Origin of the sequence: Hymenobacter metallilatus, assembly GCF_003944705.1 — a bacterium.
GTDB lineage: Bacteria > Bacteroidota > Bacteroidia > Cytophagales > Hymenobacteraceae > Hymenobacter > Hymenobacter metallilatus.
Window position 1 is genome coordinate 195,930 of record NZ_RWIS01000005.1, and the last position, 19,705, is coordinate 215,634.

Sequence of the window (19,705 nt, forward strand, 5' to 3'; positions counted from 1 at the left end):
GGCGGGCGTGTAGTGGTATGTCCACTTTTCGTACTGCCTCCCGCGTGGATGGCAACCAATCCACCATCGTAGCCAGCCTCCGGCGCATCGGCTGCACGGTGCTGCTCACGCACCAGCTCAAGAACTGCTTTGATATCCTGGTCGGCTACCGCGGCCGCACCCACCTCATGGAAATCAAAGACCCCGCTCAGCCCCCGAGCAAACGCAAGCTCACGCCGGGGGAGGAGGAATTCCGGCGCACCTGGCAGGGTTCACCCTACCACGTCGTCGAAACTATCGACCAGGCTATTTCCATCGTCACCGCTCCATGAGCCAACCCTCTACCCGCCGTAGTTTCTCCACCGCCGACCGGCGCACCATTCAGGCCAATTACTCCAGCACGCCGGCGGTGGAGCTGGCCCAGCTGCTCGGCCGCCCCGTCGGCAGTCTCTACCAATTCGTCAAGCGCCACCCCGAATTGCAGAAGCGGCCCCGGCTCTAGCGGGAAATAGGCCGGCTGCCGGCGTGATACAGGTCCAAGAGTTTCACACTTCACACCCTGTATCATGCGTAAGCTGCTCCGCGTTGCCTCGTTTCTGTTTTACCCCGTGCCGTACCCCTACGCCGGCGGCTACCACTTCCTCGTCGGCTCGACGCTGCTGTGGTGGCTGAAGTACGGTGCCCCCGCTTCCTACACGTTCGGAAAGGTGCTGGCTGGCGGCGGCATTGGCCTAGTTGCCGGTGCCCTCGGCTGCATCGTGTTTGGCTACCTGCTGGCCCGGGCTGAGGAGAAGGAGGCGAACTAATGCTTGTTGTACTGTACTCGGCCTTCGCTGCTCTGTCTGGAGTGGTGGAGGCCGTTCTGTATTCCCGACGAGGAGCAGAAGCGTTTTCAAGAAACGAGCATGTGGAGATGGTGGCCCAGCGCCTGGCCGTGCTGCTGCTGGTGCCGGCGGCTATCGTGACGATGCAGTGGAGCGGGAGCTGGTGGTACGTCGGTGCCGAGCTGGTGGCGGCGGTACTCTGCTTCCCGATGGTGCACGACGAGGTGTACAATTTTGTACGGCTCTGGATAAGCTGGAGAGAGCGCTGTAAGCCCGATAACCCGGAGGCGGATTATATCGCCTGGGAAATGGCGTGGCGAGAGTTTGAGTACGGCTACCAGAGCCCGACCACCACGGCTCGCAATGATTTCAACGGCCGCACCCGCACCCTCCTGGCCATAGCCGGCGCGGTGGTGGAGGTCGTGGCCCTCTACCTGGTGTGCCATGGCTGAGAAAAGCCCCGTGCAACATCTGCCCCCTCAGCGACGCAAGTTCGTTGAGGCGTATGTGCTGTCGTTCAATGCCACGAAGTCGGCACAGGAGGCCGGATACAGCGAGAAAACGGCACGGCAGCAGGGCTCCCGCCTGTTAACATCTGTTGACATCCAAGCGGCCATCAAGTACCTGCTCAAAGAGTGCATGAGCCCGGAGGAGGTGGCCGCCCGCTGGCAGCGCCTGGCCACGGCCAACCTCGCCGACTTCTACACCCGGGTGAAGGTGGAGTATAAGCCCCGCATCGAGAAGAAGCTGGCTCAGGTGGTGGAGGAGTACCGCAAGAACATGGAGTTCGAACAGGAGGTAGCCATTCGCTCCGAGGCGGTGATTCTTGACCGCAAGAAGCGGGAGAAGTTCCGGGAGCGGGAGAAGGTGGCCCACGAGCGCCGGGAGCTTCACCTGGTCCGGCTGGAGGTGCAACTGGAGAACGACCCCGACGCCGTGTGCTTCGTGGATGGTCCGAAGCAGTGGAAATACGAAATGCAGCTCGACCTCGCCAAAGCCGAGGCCCTCGGCCTGCTCGACCTGGTGGCCAGCATCACCAGTGGCCCCCGGGGTACCTCCTTCACCCTACGCGACCAGGACGCCGCCCTGGTGAACCTGGCCAAGCACCGCGGCATGCTCACCAACAAAATAGACGTGACCAGCGGCGGCGAGTCGCTGGCCCCCACTTACGACCCGGCCGAGCTGGCCAAGAAACTTTCCCCCGAACAGCTGGCCGCCCTGCGTGCCGCACATCAAACTCTCTCCCATGGCTAAGCACCTCATCACCCCCGACCTCGACCACGCCCTTCGTCAATTTGCCGCTCGGATGCCGGAGCCGGCCTTTGCCAATGGTGCCCCCCAACCCGGTGCCGTGCTGGCCAGCCAGTACCCGGACCTGCTCACCATCCACGGCCAGCCCCTCGTCGGCCATAAGCTTTACCTCGTGGTAACCAAACACACCCGCCGCCGGCACCTACGGGAGCTGCGCCGGGTGTACCGCGCCGGTGGCCGGCCCGCCCTGGTCAAGCACCTGCAGCCCTACGCCGACTTCCTGAAGACTGAGTAGTGGAGCTGTTACCCCTCGATACTGTCATTGCTGCCCAGTGCTACCAGCGCTTCTATTGGTTTTTCCTCGAAATGTGGGAAACCATTGAGGCGGTGGAGCTCGTGCCTAACTGGCATATCGAGTACCTGTGCGACGAAATGCAGGCGGTGTACGAGCGGTGGAAGCGGGGCGAGGCCCAGGGCGACGTGCTGGTGAATATCCCGCCGGGCACAAGTAAGAGCACCACCATTACCCAGCTCTTTCCGGCCTGGCTGTGGCTGATGGAGCCGAGCATGCGCATTATCAGCACTTCGTTTGCCTCCGACGTGAGCATTGGCCACGGCCTGAAGTCGCGCGACTGCCTGTCTCACCCCAAGTTTCAGCGTCTGTTTCCGGGCCGGATTGAGTTCAAGGCCGACCAGAACGGTAAGACCAACTACCGCAACACCGCCGGCGGCCAGCGCTTCATTACCTCCAGCGGGGCCCGCGTAACGGGGGTACACGCCGACTTCATCGTTATCGACGACCCGACCAACCCGGAGAAGGCCGAGAACGAAAAGCACCGCAAGCAGTCGGCCAAGCACGTGCAAACGGTGTCGAGCCGGAAAACCGATAAGAAGCGCACGGTGTCGATTATGGTGATGCAGCGGGTACACGAGTTGGACCCGGCTGGGGCCTGGCTGAAGAAGAAGAAAAACCTTCGACACATCTGCCTGCCTGGTGAGCTGACGCCCGACAGTAAAACCGGAGAGCTGGGTAAGAACGTGCGGCCGGCGGAGCTGGTGGCCCGCTATACCAACGGGCTGCTCGATGCGGGCCGCCTCGACCGCGGGGCCCTGGCCACGCTGAAGGAGGATTTGGGTAGCTACGGCTACGCGGGCCAGATCCTGCAGATGCCGGCACCCGACGAGGGCGGCATTCTGAAAAAGGCCTGGTTTAAGACTATCACGTTTGCCGAGTTCCTCAAGCTGCCGGAGGCGGGGGCGGCTGTCTGGCACCTCGACTACGACGGGGCTTATACCGACAATCAGAAAAACGACCCCTCGGCCGTGCTCATTACCGCCTACGTGGGCCAGACGCTCTACGTGCGGTACGCCGGCGAATACTGGGAGGAGTTCAATGAGCTGGTGAAGCTGCTGCCGAAACTGGCCGAAACCCATGGGTGCGGCCGGCAGAGTAAGCTCCACATCGAGCCCAAGGCCAACGGTAAGGACATTGTGAGCTGGCTTCGCAAGAATAGCCAACTCAACATTGTGGAGGCTCCGCCGCCCTCTGGCGACAAAACCCAACGGGTGCAGGCCGCATCGCCTTTCATCGAGGCCCAGCGGGTGGTCCTGATCGACGGAAGTTGGAACGAGGCCTTTATCAACCAGTGTGCGGCTTTCCCGACCGCCGCCCACGACGACATGCTGGATACGCTCACTCAAGCCATTTCCCGCAATCAGAGCAAAAAGAAATTCTCCTATGCGTAGTATCACCATCACCGACCCGGCCACCAATCAGGTATACCCGGGCCACATTCCGACCGGCTGGCACGAGGTGCCCGTGTCGGCCTTCCAACAGTTCGCCCGCCTGCAGCTGGAGCGCCGGCCGGAGCTGGCCATGCTCTCAGCCGTGCAGGCCCTCACCAGCTTGCCCGCCGACGTGCTGGCCGCCGACGTGAGCCTAGCCGCCTACCTCGGCCAGCAAATGCCCTGGTTCTTTACCGGCCTTCCGGAAGCGGAGCCGGCGGCTACCCTCGTGCATCGGGGTATCGAGTACACCTGGCAGGGAGATTTTTCCCGGCTCAACGCCGGCCAGTTCGAAGCGCTGTTGGCCTTCCTCGATGCCGCCGGCGGAAGTGCGGCCGTAGCCGCGCCGGAGCTGCTGGCCGTGCTGCTCGTGCGCACCGGTGGCCGGCAGGATGCCCAGGCCGTACGGGAGGCCACCGAGGCCCTGGCTGGCCTGAGCATGGAGCAGGCCTGGCCCTACGTGCTAAATTTTCTCAAGGCTTGGATGATGCCCGCGCTACGCATCCAAGCCTCTTCCCTCGCGACGACGAGGATGGAGACAGCGCTGGAGCAGATGCTGGCCCTGACTTCCGTTCAGCCAGCGAAGGCGGGTTTACGGCAGCGCTGCTCTGGCATAGCCGCCGGATTGGCGAGACGGTACGTGCGCTCCGTAGTTGGCCGATTGAGGAGCTCTTAGAAGATATGGCGTACGAGCTGAAGCGGGAAATGCCGCCCCGGTCGGCGTGATAGGACCATGCCCGACCAGCCACCACTCGACTCCGGAGCCGCCCGCATCTTCGCCTACCTCGAAGACGTGGTGAAGCGCTACTCGCCCATTGCCCACTTTCAAATCGGTTACCCTGACGAGCAGGCCGGGGCCGGTAATACGCCCTATCCGCAGGTCTTCCTCGAAGCAGAAATGCAGATAGGAGAGGAGCGCCCCGGCCTCGATACCTACCAGGTGGCCCTCCACGTGCTGAGCCTGCCGGCTGAGCATGGTACCAACGAGGGCACGCGCCTGCAGGCGGGCATTCTGGCCACCACCGGCGGCTACGTGGAGGAGCTGGTGGAAATCCTGCGGCTGGAGGAGGAGCTCACCGACGTGAAAAAGGTATCGGCGGTGAGCCTGACCGATGTGAGCACCGACCAGGCAAGCGGCTGGAGAGTCGAAATCAGCTTTACCTATCCCTCAGCTGTCAACCGCGAGGCCCTCTGGTCGCGCTATACCCCCGCCTAATGGCCTCTATTCAAGAAATGCTTGCCCAAGTCGTTGCCATTTTGCGCGACGAGGGCACTCCCGAGTATGCTCAACTCGGCCCTACCCGGGCGTACGAGCTGCGCGAAGTGCTGGAAACGATGATTACCAGCCTCGGTTACACGCCCATTCAGGCCAACCAGTACGGAAACCACCCCGCACTGCTCACGCAGGCCGCCGCTTTCGAGTATGTCCTCAAGCGTCTGAATGCAGCTGTACCCACGGTTGCCATTGGCCAGCCCCAAAACGGCCAGGTTGATGACGTAGCCAACACGTTCTCGGCCCAGCTCGTAGCCGGCTTTCCTGCGCTGGTGCAATACGAGGGCTTTGGTTTTCCGGGCGTGGCTGGCATCGTGCCCCTCACCTCGTCGAATGCCTACATTCAGAACGGCCGCATTTACCTGCAGGGCCTGACAGGTTCTATTGCAGTGGATGAGGTGGGCTTCCGGGTAGCTGCTTCTGGCAGCCAGCCGGCGGGACCATTTGTGCTAAATAAGCAGGTATTCACTGGCCCAGTTGCCCCCGTGGCCACCGTGCCCTCGGCTGTTACGCAACTAGATGCCACCGGCGGCAATGCGCAGGCAGTGGTAAACCTGGAAGAGCCGGCCAACGGCGGTTCCCCCATTCTGAGCTACCGCTACGAGTACCGCCCAACCGGCGCGACCAGTTGGAGCGTGGCCGGCACCACGGGCAACCTTTCCTTTACAATTACGGGGCTGACCAACGGCACCGCTTACCAGTTCCGCGCATTTGCCACGAATGCTATTGGTACCAGTCTGGCTGGCATGGTGGTGAGTGCTACGCCGGTGGCTGGGGTAAAAGACCTGCAGTTCATTGTGGATGGCAACAGCATCAGCACCGAAGATTATGCGGCCGGGTGGCACGCCACCTTCGAGGCGGCGGTGGCCGCCGCGCTGGCGGCTAAAACCCCGCAACAACTAGCTGCCGCCGGCCTGAGTGGCAGCCTGTCGTTTGACTGGAACGGGATCAGCGGCCAGACCAGCGACGAGATGAACAGCGCCGCGCAGGACATTGATACGCAGTTCGACGCGGCCAAGCGCAACGTGGTGCTGACCATCGGGGAACCGTTCAACATCTTCCGCCCGCCGTACGCAACGACCACCGCGCAGCAGGGAGCCGACAGTTTCAATGCCTACTGCCTGAACCGCAAAGCCGCGCATCCCTCCCTGGGCATTGTAGCCCTGCTGGGCTTTCCGGATAACTTCCGCGACTCCACCAACGCCACGTACTACCCTCCCCGGGCCGATTTTGCGCAGGTCATGGCCGAATGCGTGAACATTTTGCAGGCCAAGAAAACCGCGGGTACGGCCGGCTTTGATGTGCTGACGCTGGTTGATCCGGCGTATGATGCCACCAACCCTGAGCTGTCCGGCGACGGGGTACACCCCACGCTGGCCGGGTATGGCTCAGGCGGAAATCTGATCAACCGGCTGGTAGCCGGCATTATGCAGTACCTGTTCGGTACCGCCCAGCCGGCCCCGGTGCAGCCGCCTGCGCAGGCCGGCAACTATGCAGCTGGTGCCCAGGCGGTCACCTACCCCACCCAGGTAAACCAGGTGATTCAGGCCGGCGTGATTACCTCGGCGGCTACGGCGGCGGGCTACGGGGCGACGGGCCTGTCAGGCTACAAACTGCCCGCTGGTGGCACCGGCTGGGTAGGTAGCAAGATTACCGCCGGCGCACAGGATGCCATTGTGGGCGTAAACACGGATAACAGCCGCGTGGGGTATGCCGCCATGAAGGCGGCCGTATGGCGCAGCAGCAGCGACGGGCAGATTTACGTAGTCGATAATGCCGGGGCTCCGACTGCTACTGGCATCACGGCTGCAGTGGGGAACTTCCTGCGCCTGTTTCGGAACGGCTCGGGGCTGAAAGCGCAGAAATCCAGCGACGGCACGGCATGGACGGATGTCTATCCCTACACCTATACCAGTGCTGCTGACTTGTACCTGGTATCCGATATTGAGAAATCAGGCAAGCTCACCTACCCACAGGGCGCGGGCCTGGTGCTGGCCACGGCAGATACCAACGTGACCCTGCTACCCGGGGCCACGGCGTTATCGGTGTCATCCGTCTATGTGCAGCAGGCCGGTGCCAAGGTAACGGCTACGACGGGCAAACCCTTCGGCTTCTACGGTGGGGCAGGCCTGGCCGGCGTGAAACTGGAGGGCGACGGCTGGGTCGCCATGAAGCTCAGCCAGCCGGATGCCTTCGACGCCGTGCTGGGGCTGAAAACCACCAACACCATTGAGTTTGATTCCAATGGTAATTTCTATACCGGCTTTCAGGCAGGTATCTGGAATGCCAGCTACGACGCGGGCGGCGGGGATGGGAAGTTCCTGTACGCCTTCGATGGCGGCGGGGGCGTAGCGTTAAATCAGTCGGGTTCTCTGGGCCTGTTTATGCGCCTGCGGCGGGCCGGCTCGGTTATTTACTCAGAAATCTCAGTGGACGGGGGGAGCTCGTGGATACTGAAGCGCACCCATACCAGCAACAGCTCCAACATACTATATGTAGCAGTGGATATCAGCGGCCCGGGTGCCATGTATCACCTGCAAGGCGTGGGCCTCACGCCTGCCTAGTAAAGAAAGAGCCCCACCAATACGGTGGGGCTCTTTTTATTTCAGCGCTTTCTCAATTGCCTCAGCAAATATGGGGGCCTCTATCTGTTGGCCGGCATCATTGAGGTGTACCTTATCATAGTAATACTTCGAGTTCAAGCAGTCGCCCGGCTCGCCTATTTCGGTGTTGGCTGCTACATCGGCCAGCTGCCAGCCAGTATGGTTGATGCGTAGCATCTGGTTGGATTTGATGCGTTTGGTTTCCTGATCAGGCGGTGTGCCATCGTTGGCCCGCGGCAGTACCGTGGCCACTACTACCTTCCAAGGGTGTACGGCCGTGGCATCAGTAATGAGCTTGCGTAGGGTTGAATCGGCCTGTAGGGGGCTGGCTCCGAAATAGAGTTGATTGGTCTGTTCCCATACGAGTAACACGTTGTATTGCTTCGAGTTGTCCCAGGCCGCATTGATTTCCGCCATACGGGTGGCCAGTTGCGCCGTAGTAGTGCCGCCCACGGATAGGTTTTGTCCAACGGCTCGTACGCCGTTGTGCTTCAATTCAGCCAGAATCTTCTCATCAAGCTTATACCCTCCGTCGCCCGCCATCAGACTGTTACTTACGAAGGTTATCTTGGTTTGCGGGGTAAAATAGCTGCAGCTGGTGGTGAGCAGTGATACGAGTAGAATAGCTGATTTTTTCATGGAGCAAAGGTAGTAAGCAATATTACTCCATATGAGGCACCCACCCGGTGGGGCTTTTTCGTGGCCAGCGGGAAAAACCACGTAGCCGGGCGTGATACCGGCATGCCTACCTACCGCGACATACAACAGGTGCTGGAGGCGGTGGGCGAAGTCATTGTGCAGCACATCTACTTCGTGCTGGAGAGTGGGCGCTACCCGCTCGACCGTCGCACCTCCCCACTGCTCAAGAGCCTGCAGGCCCGTGCCGTGCAGGCCCGCAGCGCCGGCGGCCAGTTCACCGCCTCGGCCTCGCTGGAGCTCTACGCCCTCGACTACCTGGAATACCTCGACCGGGGCCGGCCCAAGTTCACCAAGAAGGTGCCCCTCGATGCGCTGCTCAAGTGGATGCGCAAGCGCAAGATTTTCAACCGGCGCAAGGGTGGCCAGTTCAAAAGCGCCAATCAGCTGGCTTTCCTCATTCAGAATGCCATTTACCGCAATGGCATCCGGGGCCGGCACTTTCTCACGCCGGCCTTCAGCGAGGGCCAGCAGCTGCTCGACATCTACCTCAACGAAGACCTGCTCAACAGCATCACGCTGGAGCTTGACCAAGTGTTTAAAAAACGCGCTGCCTAATGGCCAAGATTTTTCTGTACCTGGCCCTCGACGGCCCCTTCGACCAGAATGACGACCCCCAAAATCCCGGGGTCTATACCGCCCGCTACGAGCCGACCCGCTACGAGTTCGATACCGTAACCAAGCAGGCCTCCGGTGCCCGGGAGGCCGATGTTCTCTACACCGGCGGTTACCAGGGGGCACCCCCGCCGCCGGAATCAAGCGGTATCAGTACTACCACGGCCTTCTACGATGATTGCGCCGGCACCACCAAGCGCGACTTCTTCCACAACGGGAACGGTACTTTCCGGATTGAGCGGGAGGAGAACAGCTCGGCATGTGGCTATACGCCTCCTCCAGTGGCCGGTACCGTGCTCCGGCACGAGTGCCGTGGACTGGACCGGTACCGCATCGTGGCCGATGGGGCCGGCGGGGAAACGGCTATTCTCGTGCAGAAAAACAGCCCGACGTGTGGCTACGCGCCGCCGGCACCGGTGCCCGGCTGCATGGATACCGAGGCCACCAACTACAACGCCAACGCGACGGAAGATAACGGCACGTGCGTGTACACGCCCCGCCTCGATGTCAGCACCTTGCCCCGGTTGGCGGCTGTGGGCGTACCGCTTCTGTTTACCGTGCAGTCGGCCGAAACCGGCCAGGCATCGGTACGAGCCCGCCTGCTGCTCACCGTGGCCAGCCTAGTAGCCGGTACCGTGCTCACCCTGCAGGGCGAAACGTTCACAGCCGTGGCCACCAACCCGGGACCGGGCCAGTTCGCCTCGGCGGCCACGCTGGCAACCGTACTGGCCAGCTCCGTTACCCTGAGCGCCCGGTACCGGGTAAGCCAGCCCGATGCCACCAGCGTGGAGCTGGTGGCGCTGGCCGAGGGCTCACAGTTCACGCCTCAGGCCTCGACCAGTGACGAGCAGGGCGGGCTCACTCTGCAGCTCACCGCCGGCGTGGATGGACTCCGGAGCCAGACGAAAAAGGAGTGGGGCTGCTACGTGGAAATCTGGGCGGTACCGGAGGCGGCCTTTGGTGGAGCCGTTAATCTGAGCAGCGCCTACCTGGTTGACCGGCTGGAGCAGCTCTACCGGACGGGCAACCGCTACACCTTCGACCTGTCGCCGGCTCTGCTACCGCTGGTGGGCCACAGCCGCACGACGAGCACCGACCGCTTGGTGGCCTACTTCGTGCGCTTCGGGGAAATGTATATTCCCGAAGGGGAGCAGCTGCGCCGCCGGCTGGTGGTAGCCGACACTGATGTCTGCTTTGGGCTGGAGTCGGCGGTACCGGTACCGCCGCTGGCCACGCGGCTGTCGTTGTCCGTGCCGATGCCTCAGGGCCGGGTACCCGTTGGCCGGGCCTCCTATCCGGAGCGGGTGTACCTGTTGGCCGAAGCCGGGGCCACGGTGCGGGCCCAGCTCGATACGCGCTCGGCCACGGGCGTGCTCAGTACGCAGAGTGTGCAGGCCGTGGCGGCCGGCGGCGTGCACACGCTGGCCCTCGGCGGGCTGCTGAGTCAGCTGCCGGCTGAGGCGCTGTTTTCCAACCTGACGCTACAGGTAAATGGCCAGCCGGTCGGCGGCGGCCGGTACCAGCACGCGCCCGCCCGGGCCTGCCTGCATTTCCTGAGCCGGCGCGGGGCCTACGAAACGATCTGGCTGCTCGGCCTGACTGAGCCGGCGCCCAAACGGTCGGCCCAGCTCTACAGCCGCGGTACCAGCCAGGCCGTGCGCCGGGTGGAGCTGGAGCCAGTCCGGAAGCTGGCCAGCGGCCCGCTCACCCGGGGCGGACTCGACTGGCTGTGCGACGAGCTGGCCACCTCGCCGGAGGTGTACCTGCTCGACGAGCAGCTGGAACCCGTGGTCGTAACCGGCTTCAGCCCCGACTACAACGAGCCCGAAAATACCTACAGCCTCACCCTCGACGTGGTGCCGGCCCCGCCCACGTACACGCTCAGCAACTAAATGGAAGATATCCGGCTATTCCTGAATGACCAGGAAGTAGACTTGCCCAAAGATGTACGCCGGCTGCTGCGCATGCAGAAGCCCGGTACCGATGTGGCCAGCCTCGACACTCGCTCGGCCGAGAGCAGCTACACGCTGGCACTGGAGTATACCCGGCAAAACGACCGGGTGTTTCAGCACCACCGCGACCCGCAAACCCTCGACAAGTTCGCCCCCCTGGTGCCCTACGTGGCCCGCTTGTACGTCGGCGGCAACCTGTTCTTTCGGGGTATCTGGCAGCTCACCAGCATCAAAGGAGCCTACGTGGGCAAGCTCGTGAGCGACGAGGTAGACGTGTTTACCAGCATCGGCACGAAAACCCTGCAGGAGCTGGGCTTTGCCCCGTTCGTGTACCGGGGCCGGTATGGGTTCGACGAGCGGCTGGGCCTGAGCTGCGCCGATACCGACGTGCAGTTTCCGTTTGTGGCCTACGGCAACTTCTACCAGCCCGGCCAGGTAGTCGACGACCGGGAGCTAACGGTACCGCCGAGTAACCGCATCGGGGCCCCGCTGGAGGTGGATGAGTATTTGCCCTCGGTATCGTTTGTGCGCACCCTCCGGCAAATCTTTGCCGACGTGGGCTGGAGCATTCGCGGCGAGGTGCTGGAGCAGGCCGACGTGCGGGAGGCCTGCCTGCCGTTTACCGGCTCGGAAATGCCCTGGAATTGGGGGGAGCTGCTCAAGGCCCGGGCCGAGGGCGGGGTGCCGGCCGTACCGTTCAATTTCTTCGATACTGGCATGTTCGGCCAGCAGATACCGCTCGTAGCAGATCCGGGCGTAACGCCGCCCGGCTACTGGGCGCTGCAACCCGTGGCCACCTACAACCCGGCCGGCCGCCTGCGTGGGGCCGACGTAGGGGAGTCGGGCGTGTTTACCGATGGCCGGCGCGAAGCCTACCGGGTGCGCCTCGATGGAGGCTACCGGGCCAAGGTGCGTTTTCTGGTATCGGGGCTGAGCGGTGGGCCCTGCCAGCTCCAGCTCGTGCGGCTGCTGGCGGGCCAGAAGGTGAATGAGGGGAAAGTGCTGATGAGCACGTACCTGGCCGTGGGGGAGCACGTGCTCGATACGGATACGCTCAGCCTGAACGGCCTCTACCTGGAAACCGGCCAGTGCCTGCTCGCTGTCGTGTACCATGCGGCCCCGGGCAGCGGCTTCCGGCTCGACTATACGGCCTGGTCGCTGGAGGTGGAGCCCCGGGAGGCCTGGCCCACCTCGCTCGACGTGGCCAAGCTGCTACCGGCACTGAGCCAGCGCGACTTTGTGCGCGGCTTCGTGGCCTCCCGGAATCTGCGCTTTACCACCGATGCCCTCACGCGCACGCTCACCTTTCACTACCAGGAGCGGTACGAGCTGCCGCCGGCACTAGCCATGGACTTGTCGGACAGGTGCAACCCCGAGGAAGGGGAGTACCTGCCTGCTCTACCCGCCCGGCGTATCGTACTCGGCTGGGCCGATGACGAGAGCGACGCGCTGCTGCAGGCCCGCAAAGGGTTTGCCGACTACGTGTACCAGCCCGACCGGGTGCCGACCGGCGTGGAGCAGGAGGAGCAGCAGCTGCGACTCCCATGGGCACCCATCGTGCGCCGGGAGTACCTCTACCAGCGGGCCGGCCTGCCGGACCCCGTTACGGGCCTGCCCGGGGTGGCCGGCCCGGTGGTGCGTATTCACCTGCCGTGCATGGCCACGGCCGACGCGCTGGCCACGCCACTCAACGAGGTGAGCTGGAACTACAGCTATGCCCCCCGGCTGCTCGTGTACCGGGGACCGGCACCGGTGGCCAGCCAGGTACTCCCGTTTGGGTTCAAGCCTACGGGGGCGTACGGGCTGGCCGAGTTCCCGCGTAGCTGGTGGTTTGGGGGAAGCCAGGGCCTCTACCAGCGGTACTATGCCGGGCTGTTCGACGAGCTGCTGCATGGCCACCTGCTCCGGCTTGGTGTGGCGCTTACGCCGGGCCACTATGCCCGCCTCTCGCCGGCGGTGCCCGTGCAGTTGGGCGGGAGTCTGTACCGACTGGCCCGGATTCCCAGCTTTACGGTGGGAGGGGAGGGTGATACGCCACTGGAGCTATTGCGGCGGGTGCCGGCGGCCTTTGGCGGTGGAGTGCCAGCACCAGGAGCACCAGGTGGCGGCGGTGGTGCCGAGGTGCACGAGTTCTACCAGGGTGAGTTTTCGCCCGAGTTTGACTAGCTTCGCCTTACCGTGTTGGCGGGGTGGCCGCCAAACAGGCTCCGGTCTGTTGCCATTCTGCTAATAAAAAAGCCCCGAGCCGAACTCGGGGCTTTTTGTTAGAACAGCCGGCCGCCGCCGGCATCGGCCTTTTCCTGATCGGCCCGGTCGGCAATTCGCCGGCTGTTGGGCCCATCAAACACAAACGGCTCCTTCGTAGCGGTAATAGCGGCGTGGCCCACGAGCTGCTCCAGTAGTTGGTTGGTGCGCTCCAGCTGGGCCGCCGGCACCGTGACCATGTCGCCCCCGTTGGCGGTGGCTACGTCGAGTCCACCATCGGTCGAGAGCTGGCCACCACTTGTCCCGCGCACGAGGGCCCGCGGGATGGCTACGAATTGCACCCGCGCCCCGTACTTGTTGATGGTGGCCAGCGTGCTCAGGTTGTTGGCTGTAGCTTGGCGGTTGGTCAAGGCCTCGCCGCCCTCTACTTCCACATTGGCGAAACGGCCAGTACCGCGAATACCACCCAGCGCGTGGGAGGGTCCTTCGAGCAAGCCACCGTTCGCTCCTTTGATGGTTGCGCCCAGCTTTTTCGCGCTGGCAATGGCTGAAGCAGTGGCTGCCAGCGCCGACACTACGGCTATTAGGTTTCCGGGGAACGGAATAGCGTTGGCCCCCGATACGGCTCGCACACCGGCCAGAATAGCCTCGGCGGCCGTGGCCCCGTTGGCGGCAAGCTGGGCCGACTCCGAAAGTATCTGGCTTTGCTTCTGGAGCTCCTGCCGGCGTTTTTCGGCATCCTCCTTCAGCTTGGCTGCCTTCAGCTGTTCGGCGTCGTTTTTGGCTTTCTCTCTGGCCAGGCGGCTTTCCTCGGCCCGTTCCTTCGCAATGCGGGCAATGGTAGCCTCCCGACGTGCGCCGCGCTGGCTATCCACGTCCTTCTCCAATTGCTCCCGGGTGCGGGTGGCGTCGGCCAGCTCCTGCTCGATGGTTTTGCCCCGGTCCTGCAGCGCGGCCAGCTGGTCGTCGTACTTCTGTATTTGTTGAGCCAGCCGCTCGTCGGCCTGTTGAAAAAACAGGTCGTTGAAGATCTGAGCAGCCTGGTACACTTGCCCGAAAATTTCAGTCAGAGCTCCTGCTAACTCACCAGCCGCCTCATTGGTCAGGCCAAACAGGGCCTTTAGAATAGATTGGCCGAGGGTGAGGGTTTTAGGCTTGAGTTTCTTCTCCAGTTCGTCGATGGAGTTGAGTACCTCCTGGAAGGCCCGCGAAGCTGTGAGGCCGAATTTCTCCATGAGCTTTTGCCGCTCCCGTAAATCGTCGAGGCGCTGCTTATCGAGCTGCTGCTCACTGGCACCTGCCCGCTGCAGGCGGCTGAGCCGGCCAAATTGCACCTCGTCCAAGTCGGCCAGCTCCCTGCTCTGGAGGGCGGCCCGGTCGTCGAGGGCTTTTTTCTGGTCGGCCAGGTTCGCGTCGATAATCTGCTGCTCCTTCACCCGGATTTCCTCTTTCAAGGCCAGGTAGTCGGAGCCAAACCCCTTGCCGTTGAGCAGGAGCTCCACCTGCGCATCCTTGGCGGCATCAATTTCGGCCCGTAAAATGGCCTGCTGGGAGCCGCCGGTGGCCCTGGACAGGGCAATTCTGCGCTTGCGCTCCTCCTCATTGGCGGCCAATTCCTTCTCGGAGGCCTCCTTTTGGGCCGCCCGGAGCTTGGCGTATCGTTCCTCGGCCTCTTTCTGGGCCTTTTCGGTGGCTGCCTTCTGCTTAGCCTCCTCTTCCTTACGGGCTTTTTCGGCATCGTCGGCCAGCTGCTTCGTATGGGCATTGGTCAGGGCCCGGATTTCCGACTGCTTATCGGCCAGCTTCGTCGCGTAGTCAGCTGCCGATTTATCCAGCTGCTTTATTTCCTCGTCGAGCAGGCGCTTTTTAAGCGCGAAAACCTCCCGGCCGGCGGCCTCCTCCTCGGCAATTTGGCGCTTCAGGCGCTCGGCCCGGCCCACGGCTTCCTTTCGGTCCCGCTCCTCGGCCAGCTCGGCGTTTTTCTCGGTAACGCCTTTGTCGAAGGCCTCACTCGTGCGGGTGCCGAACTTGCGGGCCTCGTCGAGCGCCCCGGTCACGTCGCCCTGCAGCAGCTTGCCCAGCACGTCGCCGGCGACGCTGAAGCTCTCCACCAGGGCCGCGCCCAGCCCGGAGGCCAGCTGGCTTAGCCCGCCGAAGCGTTTGGTTACCTCGTCGAGTAGCGAAATCAGCCCGTAGATAGGAGGGGAGATGTATTTGAGGGCTCCCACCACTTTCTCCCGGTTGCGCTCTACGGCGCCGGTGATTTTATCCCAGTTGGTCACCACCAGGCCCAGCAGCAGCAGTAGTACGCCAATGCCGATGCTGGCCAGTGCCAGGCGGGCCACCTTGCCGCTGGTGGCCGCGGCGGTACCGCTGGCCGTGGCTGCCTCGCCAATGCCCAGGTAGCCCAGAATAACGCGCTTGGCATCCGACCAGGCCCCCTTTAGCGCGGTGGATACTTCGTTGGTGGTGAGTTTGTGCACGGCTTCGAGGCCTTGCACTACGGCAATCAGCTCGGTGAGCCGTTTCTGGTAGGCCTCGGCACTCTCGGCCGACACCAGGCCGAAGTTGGTGGCGGCCACCGTGCCCACTTCGAACGCACCGGCCAGACCGGCGGCGGCATCGACGAAGGCCCCGGCCTTGTCCTTATCAAAGGCCACGTCTATCGACTCCTCTAGCCCTTTGAGCGCGGCCTTGGCCTTGCCCAGCTCGCGCACGTAGGCGTCGGCTTCCGGTGAGCCGAGTTGGACCTTATCCAGCTCCTCCTCCAGCCGCTCGATTTCCTTTTTCAGTTGGCCGGTGGTGGCGAGAGCCTCCTGCCCGTCAATTGTGATTTTGTAGGCTTTGGTTATCATGCCTCTATCACGGCCGCCGGATGCTTTTTTCCCGGTGCCCGTGGGAAAAATCGGAGGGGCCGGCGTGATAGGGGCAACATGCCGCAGAAAAAGCCCCCCGTGTACGCCGTTCAGTTCGCGCCCGCCGCTCCGGAAGTAGGAGTGAGCCTGGTTTCGTTCGTGGATAAGCCCGCTATCGGCGTGGATTTCGTGGCCTTGTCGGCTGAGCAGACGCTACCCGTGGCCCTGAAGGCCGATGCCAAGAAGCAGGTGCTCACGGGGCCGGTGCTCATTCCCAACAAGCAGATTGCCCGCCTCGACGACAAGGGCCAGCTCTACTACCTCAACTTCTCAGCCGAGTGCATCGAGCAGATGCACGAGCGTTTCCACGAGCAGCAGAACACCCACGCCACCAACCTGCAGCACGACACCGCGCTGGAGGGCAATTTCTGTAAAGAGTCCTGGCTGGTGACGGACAGCACCCAGGACAAGGCCTACGCGCTGGGCTTCACGGCCGAGCAGGTGCCGGTGGGCACGTGGATGGCCAGCTACAAGGTGACGGATGCCAAGCTCTGGGCCGATGAGGTGGAAACCGGCAACGTGAAGGGCTTTTCCATCGAGGGTTTGCTGGCTTACACCACCCTCTCCGCGCAGCTTTCTTCCATTCAACCAACCCCCAAATCCGTGCAGAAAACCCCCAAGCCGGCCAATAAACTGGCCGCGTTCTTCAGTGAGCTGAAGAAACTCGTGGTCGGCGTCAGCCTGGCCATGCTCACGCTCGACGACGATTCGAGCGTGGAAGTAGACGACACCACCGGCGAGGTATTCAGCCTCGATGCCGAGGGCAACCGGGGCGAGCTGGTGGCCGATGGTACCTACAAACTCAAGGACGGTGGCGAGCTGGTGGTGAAGGACGGCATGAAGGTAGTGGCCGCGGCTGATACTACGGATACCACTGACACCGCTATGGCCGCCACGTTTGCCAGCGGCGACGCCGTGAAGGTGCAGGCCGGCAAGGAGCACATGCCGGAGCACAAAGGCCTGGCCCTGACCATTGCCGAAGTCAAAGACGGCTTCTATGCCGTCAAGCTTCCCGACGGCACGGTGCACAAGTGGTATGCCGGAGATGAGTTGGAGGCCACTGCAGCTAGCGATGACATGAAAATGGCCGAGCAGAAGCTGGCCGAGGCCGATACCACCGAGACGCCGGCGGCCGTGACCATGGCCGAAATCACGCTCGATACGGGCGAGGTCGTCAAGCACGACCCGATTTCCAAAAAGCTCTACGACGCGTCGGGCCAGCTGCTCAAGAGCGGCAAGTACAAGACGGCGGACGGCGTGATGTTCAAGGTGTCGCTCGACCAGTGGTGGTACGAAACCACCGAAACTCTTTCAGCTCAGCTCGAAGCCACCGAGAAGGCGGCCGAGGCCGACAAAACGGTCATTGCCAACCTCCGGGCTGAGCTGGCCGAGGCCAACCTGAAGCTCAAGGCCAAGCCCGCCGCTGCTCCCGTGAAGCTGGCCGGCGACAAAGGCGCCGAGAAAGCCGAGCAGCAAGCTGGCGAAATGCCCGTGTGGAAACAGCGCCTGAGTGCGGCCCAGGCGAACGGTAAAAAGGCCGAAACCAAATAATCTACCACCTTTTTTCAACCTGCCTTCGGGCCAATTCACTCATGGAGTACAATCCTATCAATTTTACCGGTGAGCACGCCCAAGAGATTTACGCGGCCGTGCTGGAAGCCAACCGTACCGCCGAGCGCCGACTGTTGCGCCAGGAGGATAACGTGAAGAATGAGCGCATTCTGACCTCGATTTCGGGGAAAGTGGCGTGGCAGAAGTACAAGGAGAAGATTCGGGAAACCGATATCGACGCCCTGGCTTCTAAGAATGACATGAAATTCGGCGACCGGAAGGTGATGCCGAAGAAAATCATGGCCTTTGACAACTGGCTGATGAACCAGTTGCGCTCCACCCGCTTCGGTGCCTCCATGGCACCCGGTGCGGCCAACATCGGCTCGACGGAGTTTGAGAAGGCTACCACCACCTACCTCGTGCCCCGCATGGGTAAGAGCTACGAGGAGCTGATCTACCAATCGATTACGCCTGAGACGAAGGCCACGATTGCGGGCGCTGCCGGTGTTCCCGCCGCTCAGAAGGCGTGGGCCGCTGCTCAGCCAGATGGCGAGTTCGATGGTCTGATTGCCCGCATGATTTCGGCTACTGACAGCACTGTGGGCGGTGGTGTGGTGAAGTTTGTAGCGGCTCCCGCCGGCGGTGTTGTGGAAAGCAACATCGTGACGGCCTACGCCGACATCTACAAGAAGATCGACAAAGCCGAGCTGGAGGAGGGCAACGTGGTAATCTTCGCACCCCTCGACGATTTCCAGATTCTGCAGCTGGCCAACCTGAACGCCGAGTTCAAGGACAAGTTCGTGGTAACAGGCCAGGGCAAAGACGCCAAGGTGACGTTCCTGAACGTGCCGGTTGAGTTCGTGCCCACCGGTGGCCCTCGTTTCGCTGGCAAGGCCGGTGAAGATGGTGACTTCGTGCACGCCTGCGACCTGACGTCGGATGACAGCACCTTCGAAGTTGGCAAGGTGAATAACTACTCCGACGACCTCTTTTTCAAGATGGTAGCGGCCGCCGACACGACGGTGCTCAACTCTGGTAAAAAGGTGCTCTCGCTCTAAGATGGACGCAGTAACCAACGAAACGACCGGGGCAGTGGAAGCCACTGCCCCGCGTCAATCGGTGGCCACGGCCGCCGAGTCGGGCCTGCCCATCACGAAGTCGGAGGCTGAGCTGAAGCTGGAGCAGCAAGTGAAGGGGCTGAAGCTGTCGGTGTCGCGCGAAAAGAATGGCCGCATCGAAGCCGAGCAAAAGCTCCAGCAGCTGCAGCAGGAGTTCGAAGCCTACAAGCAGACCCATCCGGCCCAGGATGCTGCCATCGAGCCGGCCGCAACTGAGCAGCAGGAGCCGACCGACGAACACGCCGAAATCCGGGAGCTGCTCCAGCGCTACGGACTGGAGAAGGGCTACGTGGTAGCTGGCACTGCCTATTTCGACGAAAATGCGGCCCTGGCTGCCGCCGGCGGTGACGCTGATTCTATCACTGAAATTTCCCCCGATAATGCCCAAGCTCACTAACTCAGTAAAACAGGCCAATGCCTACAACCAGGGCGGTGCCCTCGTGACGGTGCTGGCCTTCGCCACGTTCCTGGCCGATGGCGTGACGCCTTCCGTTACCTACACCTACGCCCAGGACGGCAGCGTGGCCACGGCCGTAGTTGCCGCCGGTGTGAAGGTGGTCGCCCTCGACTCCGACAAGGACAAGGTAAAGCTCGACTTCGCCACCCAATTCGGGGCCTCCACCTACGTGAAGCAAACCCTCGCCCTGGTGCTGGGCGGTGCCTCGCAGGAGAAATCGGCCGCCGCTGCGGCCATGGACCTGGAGCCGCACACGTACCTGGTGACCGACCGCCGGGGTAAGCGCTGGATTGCTGGCATTCTCAACGGCCTGCAGGCGGAGAAAAACGACGGCTCGACCGGGGCCGCCGCCGGCGACCTGAACGGCTACGACATTGCCGTGGCCGGTGCCGAAAACGGCCGGCCGCTGGAAGTGGCGCCGGCCGCGTTCGACAGCATCAAAGCCGCCCTGGTCGCCTAAGCCGATGGCCGGGGCTACCTA

General features: G+C 62.7%; 19 protein-coding genes. 17 read left to right on the forward strand and 2 right to left on the reverse strand.

Annotated elements, in window-relative coordinates:
• The first annotated feature begins 17 nt into the window (after window positions 1–17).
• From EI290_RS09570 to EI290_RS09610, 10 genes are all read left to right on the forward strand, one after another.
• Window positions 18–311: a hypothetical protein gene (locus tag EI290_RS09570; protein ID WP_125429091.1), complete on the forward strand. Its 294-nt coding sequence runs from the start codon at window positions 18–20 to the stop codon at window positions 309–311.
• A complete protein-coding gene (locus EI290_RS22430) occupies window positions 308–481 on the forward strand; it encodes a hypothetical protein (protein ID WP_185816927.1) in 174 nt (57 codons plus the stop codon). Before EI290_RS09570 ends, EI290_RS22430 begins: the two co-directional genes overlap by 4 nt.
• A gap of 64 nt (window positions 482–545) precedes the next feature.
• The gene (locus tag EI290_RS09575) at window positions 546–785 is read left to right on the forward strand and encodes a hypothetical protein (protein ID WP_125429093.1); all 240 of its coding nucleotides are present in this window, start codon (window positions 546–548) and stop codon (window positions 783–785) included.
• Entirely contained in the window at window positions 785–1,255 is a 471-nt protein-coding gene (locus EI290_RS09580) for a hypothetical protein (RefSeq protein WP_125429095.1), read from the forward strand. Before EI290_RS09575 ends, EI290_RS09580 begins: the two co-directional genes overlap by 1 nt.
• On the forward strand, window positions 1,248–2,057 hold the full coding sequence (locus EI290_RS09585; RefSeq protein WP_125429097.1) for a terminase small subunit: 810 nt from the start codon (window positions 1,248–1,250) through the stop codon (window positions 2,055–2,057). The genes EI290_RS09580 and EI290_RS09585 overlap by 8 nt, the downstream gene beginning before the upstream one ends.
• On the forward strand, window positions 2,050–2,349 hold the full coding sequence (locus EI290_RS09590) for a hypothetical protein (protein WP_125429099.1): 300 nt from the start codon (window positions 2,050–2,052) through the stop codon (window positions 2,347–2,349). Before EI290_RS09585 ends, EI290_RS09590 begins: the two co-directional genes overlap by 8 nt.
• Entirely contained in the window at window positions 2,349–3,800 is a 1,452-nt protein-coding gene (gene terL, locus EI290_RS09595) for a phage terminase large subunit (protein WP_125429101.1), read from the forward strand. Before EI290_RS09590 ends, terL begins: the two co-directional genes overlap by 1 nt.
• Window positions 3,793–4,515 (forward strand): hypothetical protein, encoded by a 723-nt coding sequence (locus EI290_RS09600; RefSeq protein ID WP_125429103.1) that lies wholly within the window; start codon window positions 3,793–3,795, stop codon window positions 4,513–4,515. The genes terL and EI290_RS09600 overlap by 8 nt, the downstream gene beginning before the upstream one ends.
• 57 nt (window positions 4,516–4,572) lie before the next feature.
• Window positions 4,573–5,055 carry a hypothetical protein gene (locus EI290_RS09605; RefSeq protein WP_125429105.1) on the forward strand — a complete coding sequence of 161 codons (483 nt, stop codon included), beginning with the start codon at window positions 4,573–4,575 and terminating at the stop codon, window positions 5,053–5,055.
• Complete coding sequence (locus EI290_RS09610) at window positions 5,055–7,676, forward strand: fibronectin type III domain-containing protein (RefSeq protein ID WP_125429107.1); 2,622 nt, start codon at window positions 5,055–5,057, stop codon at window positions 7,674–7,676. Before EI290_RS09605 ends, EI290_RS09610 begins: the two co-directional genes overlap by 1 nt.
• 36 nt (window positions 7,677–7,712) lie before the next feature.
• Here EI290_RS09610 and EI290_RS09615 read toward each other — a convergent pair whose 3' ends face one another.
• Window positions 7,713–8,354: an SGNH/GDSL hydrolase family protein gene (locus tag EI290_RS09615; protein ID WP_125429109.1), complete on the reverse strand. Its 642-nt coding sequence runs from the start codon at window positions 8,352–8,354 to the stop codon at window positions 7,713–7,715.
• Window positions 8,355–8,456: 102 nt separating this feature from the next.
• Between EI290_RS09615 and EI290_RS09620 the strand changes: the two genes are divergently transcribed.
• Genes EI290_RS09620 through EI290_RS09630 form a run of 3 tightly spaced genes read left to right on the forward strand, consistent with a single transcriptional unit; the run spans window position 8,457 to window position 13,144 of the window.
• Window positions 8,457–8,969 (forward strand): hypothetical protein, encoded by a 513-nt coding sequence (locus tag EI290_RS09620; RefSeq protein ID WP_125429111.1) that lies wholly within the window; start codon window positions 8,457–8,459, stop codon window positions 8,967–8,969.
• Window positions 8,969–10,918, forward strand: a complete 1,950-nt coding sequence (locus EI290_RS09625) for a hypothetical protein (protein ID WP_125429113.1) — start codon at window positions 8,969–8,971, stop codon at window positions 10,916–10,918. The genes EI290_RS09620 and EI290_RS09625 overlap by 1 nt, the downstream gene beginning before the upstream one ends.
• Window positions 10,919–13,144, forward strand: coding sequence for a hypothetical protein (locus EI290_RS09630; protein ID WP_125429115.1), 2,226 nt, complete (start codon window positions 10,919–10,921; stop codon window positions 13,142–13,144). It abuts the gene before it with no gap.
• A gap of 98 nt (window positions 13,145–13,242) precedes the next feature.
• Here the strand turns inward: EI290_RS09630 and EI290_RS09635 are convergent, their stop codons facing one another.
• Entirely contained in the window at window positions 13,243–16,038 is a 2,796-nt protein-coding gene (locus tag EI290_RS09635; RefSeq protein ID WP_125429117.1) for a hypothetical protein, read from the reverse strand.
• A 99-nt stretch (window positions 16,039–16,137) separates the two neighbouring features.
• Here EI290_RS09635 and EI290_RS09640 point away from each other — a divergent pair, with 99 nt between their 5' ends.
• From EI290_RS09640 to EI290_RS09655, 4 genes are read left to right on the forward strand one after another with little or no spacing between them, the layout of a single operon-like run.
• Window positions 16,138–17,649: an XkdF-like putative serine protease domain-containing protein gene (locus EI290_RS09640; RefSeq protein WP_185816928.1), complete on the forward strand. Its 1,512-nt coding sequence runs from the start codon at window positions 16,138–16,140 to the stop codon at window positions 17,647–17,649.
• Between the two features lie 41 nt (window positions 17,650–17,690).
• Entirely contained in the window at window positions 17,691–18,707 is a 1,017-nt protein-coding gene (locus EI290_RS09645) for a hypothetical protein (RefSeq protein ID WP_125429121.1), read from the forward strand.
• Window position 18,708: 1 nt separating this feature from the next.
• Window positions 18,709–19,164 carry a hypothetical protein gene (locus tag EI290_RS09650; RefSeq protein WP_125429123.1) on the forward strand — a complete coding sequence of 152 codons (456 nt, stop codon included), beginning with the start codon at window positions 18,709–18,711 and terminating at the stop codon, window positions 19,162–19,164.
• Window positions 19,148–19,684, forward strand: coding sequence for a hypothetical protein (locus EI290_RS09655; RefSeq protein WP_125429125.1), 537 nt, complete (start codon window positions 19,148–19,150; stop codon window positions 19,682–19,684). Before EI290_RS09650 ends, EI290_RS09655 begins: the two co-directional genes overlap by 17 nt.
• The last annotated feature ends 21 nt before the right edge of the window (window positions 19,685–19,705 follow it).

Excerpts from the sequence above, each read along its gene's own strand:
- EI290_RS09570 (WP_125429091.1), top strand. The coding sequence starts at position 18 with ATGTCCACTTTTCGTACTGCCTCCCGCGTGGATGGCAACCAATCCACC.
- EI290_RS22430 (WP_185816927.1), top strand. The coding sequence starts at position 308 with ATGAGCCAACCCTCTACCCGCCGTAGTTTCTCCACCGCCGACCGGCGC.
- EI290_RS09575 (WP_125429093.1), top strand. The coding sequence starts at position 546 with ATGCGTAAGCTGCTCCGCGTTGCCTCGTTTCTGTTTTACCCCGTGCCG.
- EI290_RS09580 (WP_125429095.1), top strand. The coding sequence starts at position 785 with ATGCTTGTTGTACTGTACTCGGCCTTCGCTGCTCTGTCTGGAGTGGTG.
- EI290_RS09585 (WP_125429097.1), top strand. The coding sequence starts at position 1,248 with ATGGCTGAGAAAAGCCCCGTGCAACATCTGCCCCCTCAGCGACGCAAG.
- EI290_RS09590 (WP_125429099.1), top strand. The coding sequence starts at position 2,050 with ATGGCTAAGCACCTCATCACCCCCGACCTCGACCACGCCCTTCGTCAA.
- EI290_RS09600 (WP_125429103.1), top strand. The coding sequence starts at position 3,793 with ATGCGTAGTATCACCATCACCGACCCGGCCACCAATCAGGTATACCCG.
- EI290_RS09605 (WP_125429105.1), top strand. The coding sequence starts at position 4,573 with ATGCCCGACCAGCCACCACTCGACTCCGGAGCCGCCCGCATCTTCGCC.
- EI290_RS09610 (WP_125429107.1), top strand. The coding sequence starts at position 5,055 with ATGGCCTCTATTCAAGAAATGCTTGCCCAAGTCGTTGCCATTTTGCGC.
- EI290_RS09615 (WP_125429109.1), bottom strand. The coding sequence starts at position 8,354 with ATGAAAAAATCAGCTATTCTACTCGTATCACTGCTCACCACCAGCTGC.
- EI290_RS09620 (WP_125429111.1), top strand. The coding sequence starts at position 8,457 with ATGCCTACCTACCGCGACATACAACAGGTGCTGGAGGCGGTGGGCGAA.
- EI290_RS09625 (WP_125429113.1), top strand. The coding sequence starts at position 8,969 with ATGGCCAAGATTTTTCTGTACCTGGCCCTCGACGGCCCCTTCGACCAG.
- EI290_RS09630 (WP_125429115.1), top strand. The coding sequence starts at position 10,919 with ATGGAAGATATCCGGCTATTCCTGAATGACCAGGAAGTAGACTTGCCC.
- EI290_RS09635 (WP_125429117.1), bottom strand. The coding sequence starts at position 16,038 with ATGATAACCAAAGCCTACAAAATCACAATTGACGGGCAGGAGGCTCTC.
- EI290_RS09645 (WP_125429121.1), top strand. The coding sequence starts at position 17,691 with ATGGAGTACAATCCTATCAATTTTACCGGTGAGCACGCCCAAGAGATT.
- EI290_RS09650 (WP_125429123.1), top strand. The coding sequence starts at position 18,709 with ATGGACGCAGTAACCAACGAAACGACCGGGGCAGTGGAAGCCACTGCC.
- EI290_RS09655 (WP_125429125.1), top strand. The coding sequence starts at position 19,148 with ATGCCCAAGCTCACTAACTCAGTAAAACAGGCCAATGCCTACAACCAG.